8 protein-coding genes are annotated in these 7,891 nt (G+C 75.0%); 3 read left to right on the top strand and 5 right to left on the bottom strand.

What is annotated here, in order from left to right:
* The first annotated feature begins 499 nt into the window (after positions 1 to 499).
* Together D476_RS0127925 and D476_RS0127920 are read left to right on the top strand one after the other, a co-directional pair.
* Complete coding sequence (locus D476_RS0127925) at positions 500 to 1,723, top strand: MFS transporter (RefSeq protein WP_017627189.1); 1,224 nt, start codon at positions 500 to 502, stop codon at positions 1,721 to 1,723.
* Positions 1,724 to 1,985: 262 nt separating this feature from the next.
* Positions 1,986 to 2,396, top strand: coding sequence for a VOC family protein (locus tag D476_RS0127920; RefSeq protein WP_017627188.1), 411 nt, complete (start codon positions 1,986 to 1,988; stop codon positions 2,394 to 2,396).
* 87 nt (positions 2,397 to 2,483) lie between these two features.
* On the opposite strand, the gene D476_RS0127915 is transcribed toward D476_RS0127920, so the two are convergent.
* The gene (locus D476_RS0127915; protein WP_026123931.1) at positions 2,484 to 3,254 is read right to left on the bottom strand and encodes a DeoR/GlpR family DNA-binding transcription regulator; all 771 of its coding nucleotides are present in this window, start codon (positions 3,252 to 3,254) and stop codon (positions 2,484 to 2,486) included.
* Positions 3,255 to 3,543: 289 nt separating this feature from the next.
* Between D476_RS0127915 and D476_RS0127910 the strand changes: the two genes are divergently transcribed.
* Entirely contained in the window at positions 3,544 to 4,353 is an 810-nt protein-coding gene (locus tag D476_RS0127910; RefSeq protein ID WP_017627186.1) for a glycerophosphodiester phosphodiesterase, read from the top strand.
* Between the two features lie 30 nt (positions 4,354 to 4,383).
* On the opposite strand, the gene D476_RS0127905 is transcribed toward D476_RS0127910, so the two are convergent.
* The 4 genes from D476_RS0127905 to D476_RS0127890 all read right to left on the bottom strand — a co-directional run.
* Positions 4,384 to 5,778, bottom strand: coding sequence for an NAD(P)(+) transhydrogenase (Re/Si-specific) subunit beta (locus tag D476_RS0127905; protein WP_017627185.1), 1,395 nt, complete (start codon positions 5,776 to 5,778; stop codon positions 4,384 to 4,386).
* A complete protein-coding gene (locus D476_RS34815; protein WP_017627184.1) occupies positions 5,775 to 6,143 on the bottom strand; it encodes an NAD(P) transhydrogenase subunit alpha in 369 nt (122 codons plus the stop codon). The genes D476_RS0127905 and D476_RS34815 overlap by 4 nt, the downstream gene beginning before the upstream one ends.
* Positions 6,130 to 7,317: an NAD(P) transhydrogenase subunit alpha gene (locus tag D476_RS0127895; RefSeq protein ID WP_017627183.1), complete on the bottom strand. Its 1,188-nt coding sequence runs from the start codon at positions 7,315 to 7,317 to the stop codon at positions 6,130 to 6,132. The genes D476_RS34815 and D476_RS0127895 overlap by 14 nt, the downstream gene beginning before the upstream one ends.
* A gap of 62 nt (positions 7,318 to 7,379) precedes the next feature.
* On the bottom strand, positions 7,380 to 7,891 hold a 512-nt coding region (locus D476_RS0127890; protein WP_017627182.1), incomplete at its 5' end, for a response regulator transcription factor.

The raw sequence follows: 7,891 nt of genomic DNA, 5'->3' as shown, positions 1-7,891 counted from the left end.
GGCAGGGAGAGAACCCGCACCCCGATCCCCCGAAGCACCGCCTGAGGAATGGGAGAACGGGACACCCTCCCCTCGCCGCCCATTACAGCGACCATCTGCACGCCCGACGGCCAGCGACGGGCGGCGAGGGCTGTCGACCTTCGTCGCCGCCATCCGCCCCGCACTCGGACCGCCTGCCGCCCGGCCGGGGCCCGTGAGCGGGGCACCAGCCGAGCCGCCCCACCCGGACCGCGAGGGGGCCGGCACGCCGTTGCGCCCTGTGAGACCGAGAGCACCCCCCGTACTCCGGGCGGCGGTACCACGGGAAGGTGCGGAGTAGTATTTTTGTTCGGTAGTTAGCTGATGATGGGATCTTTCATCGTCATCCCCGCGCCCGCCGGCGGGGCCGCCCCCCGGTCCCTCCGACGAGAGCGGCGGACGCGGCGACCGTCTCCGGTCCCGCGTCGTGGCCGCCGCGCCCGTCAGCGCACAGGTCCACGTCGCAGATAGCAGGAGCCGCATGTCACCGCTGGCCACTCTGCGCCGGATGCACGCGATCGCCGGCGCCCCCCTTCTCACCGCCTCCTTCCTGGCCCGCCTCCCCGTGTCGATGGTGCTCATCGGCACCCTCACCCTCGTCACCGCCCGTACCGACAGCGTCGCCGCGGGCGGCCTGGTCTCCGGCGCCCTCGCCCTCGGCGAGGCGGTCGGCGGCCCGGTCATCGCCCGCTTCGCCGACCGCCGCGGCCAGCGCCCGGTGGTGCTGGCCGCCTCCCTCCTCGACGCCGCGCTCATCGCCGCCCTGGTCGCCGGGGTCACCGCCGACGCCCCGGTGCCGGTGCTCGCGGCGCTGGCCGCCGCGGCCGGGCTGTTCATGCCGCAGATCGGCCCGCTGGCCCGGTCCCGCTGGATCGCGCTGGCCGGGCGGCGCGGCCCCGACCGGGAACGCTCGGTCGCCGCCGCGCTGTCCGTCGAGGGCGTCCTCGACGAGACCGGGTTCGTCGTCGGCCCCGCCCTGGTCGGGGTGCTGGCCGTCGTCTTCGACCCGGTCGCCGCCGTCCTCGGCTCCGCCGTGCTCATCGGGGTGTTCGGGTCGGTGTTCGCCCTCCACCCCACCGCGCTGCCGGGCGCCCCCTCCGCCGCCTCCCGCGCCCCGCTGGCCCGCGCCGGGCTGCTGGTGCTCACCGCGCCCATGTTCTTCCAGGGCCTGTTCTTCGGCGCCACCTCCACCGGCGTCACCGCCTTCACCCAGGAGATGGGCCACGGCGACCTCGCCGGGCTGATGTACGCGGTGATGGGGGTCAGCAGCGCCGCGGCCGGGCTGATGATGGCCTCGGTCCCGGCGTCGGTGCGGCTGACCACCCGGCTGCGGGTGGCCGCGCTGGCCATGGCGGTCTTCTCCGCGGTGCTGCTGCTGGCACCGGGCCCACTCGCCCTGGCGGCGGCCATGCTGGCGCTGGGGTGCGGCATCGGCCCGCACATCGTGACCATCTTCGGGCTGGCCGAGCGGGCGGCCCCGGCGGCGCGCCTCGGCCAGGCGATGACCATCGTCGTGAGCTGCCTGATCGTGGGCCAGTCCCTGGGGTCCATGGCCGCCGGGGCACTCGCCGAGCGCTTCGGGTTCGGCGGTGCGTTCCTGCTCACCCTGGCCGCCGCCACGGGCGCGTTCCTCGTCGCCGCCTCGGCGGTGCGCTCGCGCTGGTACACCGCGGCCGAGACCGCCCCGGCGCCCGCCGCCGCCTGACCGACCGCGCACCGGCGGCCGTCCCCCATCGGGGGGGCGGCCGTCCGTCGTCGGGACCGCCGTCGGGCCCGTCGTGGGACACGCCCTCGGGCGCGCCGTACGGCGCCGCGGGGGCGCTGTGGAATACGCCCGATAAGGCCTGCGTTAAAGGGCCGTTAATGCAGTGCAGAGCACCCGGAAAAGGGGCGTAGGCTCGGAAAACGTGCTTACGCTGTTCCCACCCCGGAAACTACGGACGCCGGCCCGGCGAAAAGAGGTAACCGTGCCGCAGGTGACCGGGATCGCGCACATCACCCTCTCGGTGCGCGACCGCGACGAGAGCATCGAGTTCTACCGGTCCGTGCTCGGCTTCAAGGAGCACAAGAGCCGGGACGGCAAGAGGATGCTCCAGACCGAGTGCCGCCACCCGAGCGGTGTGGTCCTGTGCTTCACCCAGCACCGGGACTGTTTCAAGGCCCTGTTCGACCACCGCCGCGCCGGTGTCGACCACGTGGCCTTCCAGGTCGGCTCGGTGGCCGAGCTGGAGGCCTGGGAGGACCGCCTGCTCGACCTGGACATCGACCATTCGCCCGTGGTCCACAGCGACGGCGGGTCCATGCTGTCGTTCCACGACCCCGACGGCTTCCAGATCGAGCTGTTCGCCCCCGCCGAACTGGGCGACGACGAGGACTGAAGGCCGCCGTCCCGCCCGGCGACGGCGCCGGGCCCACGACCCCTGTCCCGTCCGGCCCGTCGGCCTCCCGGCGCCCTCGGGCCGCGGCTACTCCGGCGCGACGAGCTGCAGCCGCACGTCCCTGCTGCGCATGTCCTCCACGGCCGACCGGGGCAGCCGGTCGTCGCTGATGATGGCGTCGAACTGCTCCAGCCGCGCCACCCGGAAGGTGCCGAACTTCCCGTACTTGGTGCTGTCCACGGTCAGCACGCTCTTCGAGGCGATCCGCAGCAGCTGCTGCTTGGCCACCACCTTGGCCTCCGACGGCGTGGTCGAGCCCCGGTCCACGTCCCAGGAGCTGCTGGCGATGAACGCCAGGTCCACGTTGACGCGGCTGAGGAAGTCGGCCGTGAACTGCCCCACCGACGAGTGGTCGGTGTGCGAGACGACGCCGCCGGTGTGCACCAGTTCGATGTTGGGGTACTCCATCAGGTGCCCCACGACGTTGAAGTCGTTGGTGATCACCGTCAGGCCCGCCTTGTCCGTCAGCATCGGCACCATCTGCAGCGTGGTGGTGCCCGCGTCGAGGAAGACGGTGAAGTTCTCCCGCACCAGCTCGGCGGCGGCGCGCGCGATCGCGCGCTTGGCCGGGACTTCGAGCTGGGCCTTGGCCAGGTAGGACGGTTCGCTCTTCAGGCGCGCGGCGAGCCGCACCCCGCCGGTCACCGACAGCACCTTGCCGTCGTTCTCGAGCGCCTGGATGTCGCGCCGCACGGTCATGTGGGAGACCGACAGCAGCGATGTGAGCTCGTTGATGCTCAGCACATGGCGTTCCTGCAGGAGCTTGAGAATGTGCTCGCGACGCTGGTCGGGGATCATCTTTCGCCTTCTGGTAGGGCCCGGTGCGCGGACATCGGCGCGAGCGCCGCCCGGGACGGTCGTGTGCAGTGCTGTGATGAACGTACGGGCTCGACCAACAGTTTCCCAGCCCGGGGCCGCGCCACGCCCGGACGGAGCACGTGAGTCCTCTCGCACAGGGCACCGGCGCCGCTCACAGGGGCCCCTCTTTTCGGGGTTTTCGCCGACTTCCCCACACACGCGTCCCGTCGATGGCACTCTGGTCTCCAGTACCCCTGCGACCTGCAGTCGCGACACCGGGAGAAGCCCAATGACGCTGGCGATCGCCCTGCGCGGCGACACCTCACGGCACCGGGAGAACACCATCCCCGCCCTCCGGTCGGCCATCGACCAAGGGGCCGACGTCCTCGCCCTCGACCTGGCGCTGACCGCCGACGGCCACGCCGTGCTCCTCCGCGAGGAGGCCGCACGCGGGGTCTGGGGGCTGGAGCGGCCGCCCGGGGAGCTGTCCCTGGCCGAGATCGCCGCGGTCACCAGTGACGGCGGCCACCGCGTTCCCACCCTGATGGAGGTGGTGGCCGAGGCCCGCCACCCCCGCCCCGCGGCCCTGCTGCTCCGGGTGGACTCCGCGGAGGCGGCGCTGGCCGCCGAGGCGGTCGCCGCCGACCACTCCTACACCGACCGGGTCTGGTACACCGGTGCCGCCGAGGCGCTGCACTCGGTGGCGGCGCGCCGGCCGGGTGCGGCCACGGTCGTCTCCTGGGACCGGGAGGGGCTGCCCCCGGCCGAGCTGTGGCGCGGACTCCGGCCCCGCTTCGTCGACCTGCGCGCCGACCTGGTCACCCGTGAGCTGGTGACCGAGGCGCACCGGCGCGGCCACGGGGTGGGCGCCTGGACGGTCAACGACTTCCCGGAGATGGCGCGGCTGATCGGCATGGGGGTGGACGCCGTCACCACCGAACGGGTGGAGGAGCTGGCGCCGCTGACGGCCGAGGGGGTGCAGCCTCCGGAGCCCGCGGCGGCGGGGGCGGGTGTCGGTGGGCCCGCGGCGGCCGGTGCTTCCGCGGGGGCCGCCGTCGGCTCCGACGGCGCCCGGCCGCGCGGCCGCCACAGCGCCTGAGCGTTTGAGCGTCCGAACGCCTGAGCGCCGCTACCCGACGAGCGCCTTCACGGCCGCCGACAGGGACGCCAGCGCCTCCTTGGCGTCGCCCAGCAGCATGCGGGTCCCGGGGGCGGTGTACAGCTCGTTGTCGATCCCCGCGTAGCCGTGCCCCAGCGAGCGTTTGATGACGATGACGGTCCCGGCCTTGTCCACGTCCAGGATGGGCATCCCCGAGATCGCCGTCCCCGGGCGGCGCGCCGCCGGGTTGGTCACGTCGTTGGCGCCCACCACGAGCGCCACATCGGTGCGCGGGAACTCGGGGTTGGCCTGCTCCATCTCCTTCATCCGCTCGTAGGGCACCTTGGCCTCGGCGAGCAGCACGTTCATGTGGCCCGGCATGCGCCCGGCCACCGGGTGCACCGCGTAGTCGACCCGCACCCCGCGCTCGGCGAGCAGGTCGGCCAGTTCGCGCAGCTCGTGCTGGGCCTGGGCGGCCGCCAGCCCGTACCCGGGGACCATCACCACCCGGGCGGCGTAGGCCAGGCGGATCGCCGCGTCGTCGGCGCCGATCCGCTGCACGTCCTCTCCCCCGCCGACCGCCGGGCCGCCGTCGCCGGTGCCGAATCCCCCGGCCACCACCGCGCTCAGCGGCCGGTTCATCGCGTCGGCCATGAGCTTGGTGAGGATGGCACCGGAGGCGCCCACCAGCGCCCCGGCGATCACCATCATGGAGTTGTCCAGGGCGAAGCCGGCCATCGCGACGGCCAGGCCGGTGCACGCGTTCAGCAGCGACACCACGACCGGCATGTCGGCGCCGCCGATGGCCAGCACGCCGAGCACCCCCAGCAGCAGGGCGGCCGCCGCCGCCACGGCCAGCGGGACCGCGCCGCCGGTCCCGGCGGCCACCAGCACCGCACCGGCGGCGGCAGCCAGTGCGAGCAGTGCGGTGGCCAGGGCGCGGGCGGGCAGCAGGACCGGGCGGCCGGGCAGGCGGCCGTCGAGCTTGCCCGCCGCCACCAGCGATCCGGAGAAGGCGATCGAGCCGATCACCACGTCCAGCGCGATGACGGCGGCGACCGCGGGCCCGGGGTCGGGCCGCGCCCCGAACTCGTAGCCGCCGATGAGCGCGGCCGCCCCGCCGCCGACCGCGTTGAACAGGCTGACCAGCTGGGGCATGGCGGTCATGCGCACCCGCAGCGCGGCGAAAAGCCCGCCCCCGGCGCCGATCGCGGTGCCTGCCGCGATCACCGCCCAGGCGGTGGCGCCGGTGCCCTGGGCCGCCACGAGCACCAGGGTGGCCAGCAGGGCGGCGGACATGCCCGCGGCGGACAGGGCGTTGCCGCGCCGCGCGGTGGGCGGGGCGTTCATCAGGTGCAGCCCGAGGACGAAGCAGGCGGCGGCGCCGAGGTAGACCACGCCGACCGCGGCCTCCAGGGCGGTCACCGGGCCGCTCCCGTGCCGCCGGTCCCCTGCCCGCCGCCGTCGCCGGGCGCCCCGGACGTCCCCGATGCGCCCGTGCGTTCGGCGCGTTCGGCAGGCGGGCGGAACATGTGCAGCATCCGGTCGGTGACCGCGTAGCCGCCCACGACGTTCGCCGCCGCGAACACGCACGCCAGGAACGCGAGCGCGTACCCGGCCGGGGTGTGGGCGCTCGCCCCGATGAGCACCGCGCCCACCAGGACCACGCCGTGCACGGCGTTGGCCGCCGACATCAGCGGGGTGTGCAGGGTGGCGGGGACCCTGCTGATGACCTCGAATCCCACCAGCAGGCTCAGGACGAACACGGTCAGGTCGTCAAGGGCTTCCATGGTCCTCCCCGGGGCCTGCGGCGGTGGCCGCGCCGTGGGCGGAGGGCGCGTCGGGACCGGTCAGGGCCGGGTGGTGCGCCCGGCCCCCGTGCGCGGCGACGACGCCCGCCTGGATCTCGTCCTCCAGGTCGACCGCGACGCGCCCGCCGTCGAGCAGGTGCGCCGCGAGGGCGGTGATGTTGCGCGAGTAGGCCTCGGAGGCGGCGCGCGGCACGGTCGCGGCCAGGTCCCCGGCCCCGATGACGGCCACCCCTCGGGGCGTACGGACCTCGGTCCCGGGGACGGCGGGGGCGGCGTTGCCGCCGCGGGGCCCACACGCCAGGTCGACCACGACCGCGCCGGGGCGCATCCGGTCCACGGCCTCGGCGGTGAGCAGCAGGGGCGGCGGGCCGGTGGGGACCAGGGCCGCGCAGATGACGATGTCGAACCCGGCCGCGGCCTCGGCCAGTACGGCGCGCTGGGCGGCGCGCTCGTCCTCGGTCAGTGCGCGCGCGTATCCGCCCTGGCCTCCGGCGTCCAGGCCGTCGGCCTCCAGTACCGAGGCGCCGACCGAGGCGATCTCCTCGCGCGCCTCGGGGCGCACGTCGTAGCCGGTGACGACGGCGCCGAGGCGGTGGGCGGTGGCGATCGCCTGGAGCCCGGCGACCCCGGCGCCGAGAACCAGCACGCGGGCCGGGCGGGCCACCCCGGCGGCGGTCATGAGCAGCGGCAGGTAGCCGTCGTAGGCGCGGGCCGCCTCGATGACGGCCTTGTACCCGGCGACACTCGCCTGGGAGGAGAGGGCGTCCATGGTCTGGGCGCGGCTCAGGGTGCGCGGCACGCCCTCCAGGGCGACCAGGGTGGCGCCGGCGTCGGCCGCCTCCCGCAGCGGTTCCGGGTCCTCGGTGGGGCGCAGCAGGCCGATGAGGGTCTGGCCGGGGCCCAGACGGGCCAGGTCGGCGGCGGGCGGGCGGGTCACGCACAGCACGAGGTCGGCGGCGAGCACCTCGTCCCGGGAGGCGGGTCGGGCGCCGTGGGCCGCATACTCCTCGTCGGCGTACCGGGCCCCGCGCCCCGCGCCGCGCTCGACCAGGACGCCGAGCCCTTGCTCGCGCAGGGCGTCGACCCCGGCGGGAACCACGGGCGCGCGCCGCTCCCCGGGGGTGCCGAGGACTCCGGCTGCGGGCTCCGCCATCGGCCGCCTCCTTCTGCACCGTCCACCGGACCCGCAGGAGTCCTACCCGTGCGCGCGGGCGGTCAGTCGGCCAACCGGTACCCCATGCCCCGCACGGTCCGGATCCGGTCGGCGCCGATCTTCTTGCGCAGCGAGCGGATGAACACGTCGACGACGTTGGAGCCGGGGTCGTGGTCGTAGCCCCACACGTGGGACAGCAGCTGCTGGCGGGACAGGACCTGGCCGGTGTGCCGCAGGAAGACCTCCAGCAGCGCGAACTCGCGGGCGGTCAGGTCCACGGTGGTGCCGCCCGCGGTGGCGCGCCGGGTGCGCAGGTCCAGGGAGAGGTCGCCGACGGCGAGCACGCCGGTCTCGGCGGCGCGGTCGCCGCGCATCCGCAGCCGCACCCGGGCCAGCAGCTCCTCGAAGCGGAAGGGCTTGGTCATGTAGTCGTCGGCGCCGATCTCCAGCCCGGTGACGGTGTCGCTCACCCCGTCGCGGGCGGTGAGCACGACCACCGGCAGCGGGGAGCCGGTTTCGCGCAGGCGGCGCAGCACCGCGAAGCCGTCGCCGTCGGGCAGCCCCAGGTCGAGCC

Source organism: Nocardiopsis chromatogenes YIM 90109, assembly GCF_000341185.1.
In the GTDB taxonomy this organism is placed as follows: Bacteria; Actinomycetota; Actinomycetes; order Streptosporangiales; family Streptosporangiaceae; genus Nocardiopsis_A; species Nocardiopsis_A chromatogenes.
Note: the sequence above shows the minus strand (reverse complement) of the source record. Positions and strands in the feature narration are given on the sequence as shown.

Bases quoted from the DNA above. Each gene is read 5' to 3' on its own strand.
- D476_RS0127925 (WP_017627189.1), top strand. From the start codon at position 500: ATGTCACCGCTGGCCACTCTGCGCCGGATGCACGCGATCGCCGGCGCC.
- D476_RS0127915 (WP_026123931.1), bottom strand. From the start codon at position 3,254: ATGATCCCCGACCAGCGTCGCGAGCACATTCTCAAGCTCCTGCAGGAA.
- D476_RS0127910 (WP_017627186.1), top strand. From the start codon at position 3,544: ATGACGCTGGCGATCGCCCTGCGCGGCGACACCTCACGGCACCGGGAG.
- D476_RS34815 (WP_017627184.1), bottom strand. From the start codon at position 6,143: ATGGAAGCCCTTGACGACCTGACCGTGTTCGTCCTGAGCCTGCTGGTG.
- D476_RS0127895 (WP_017627183.1), bottom strand. From the start codon at position 7,317: ATGGCGGAGCCCGCAGCCGGAGTCCTCGGCACCCCCGGGGAGCGGCGC.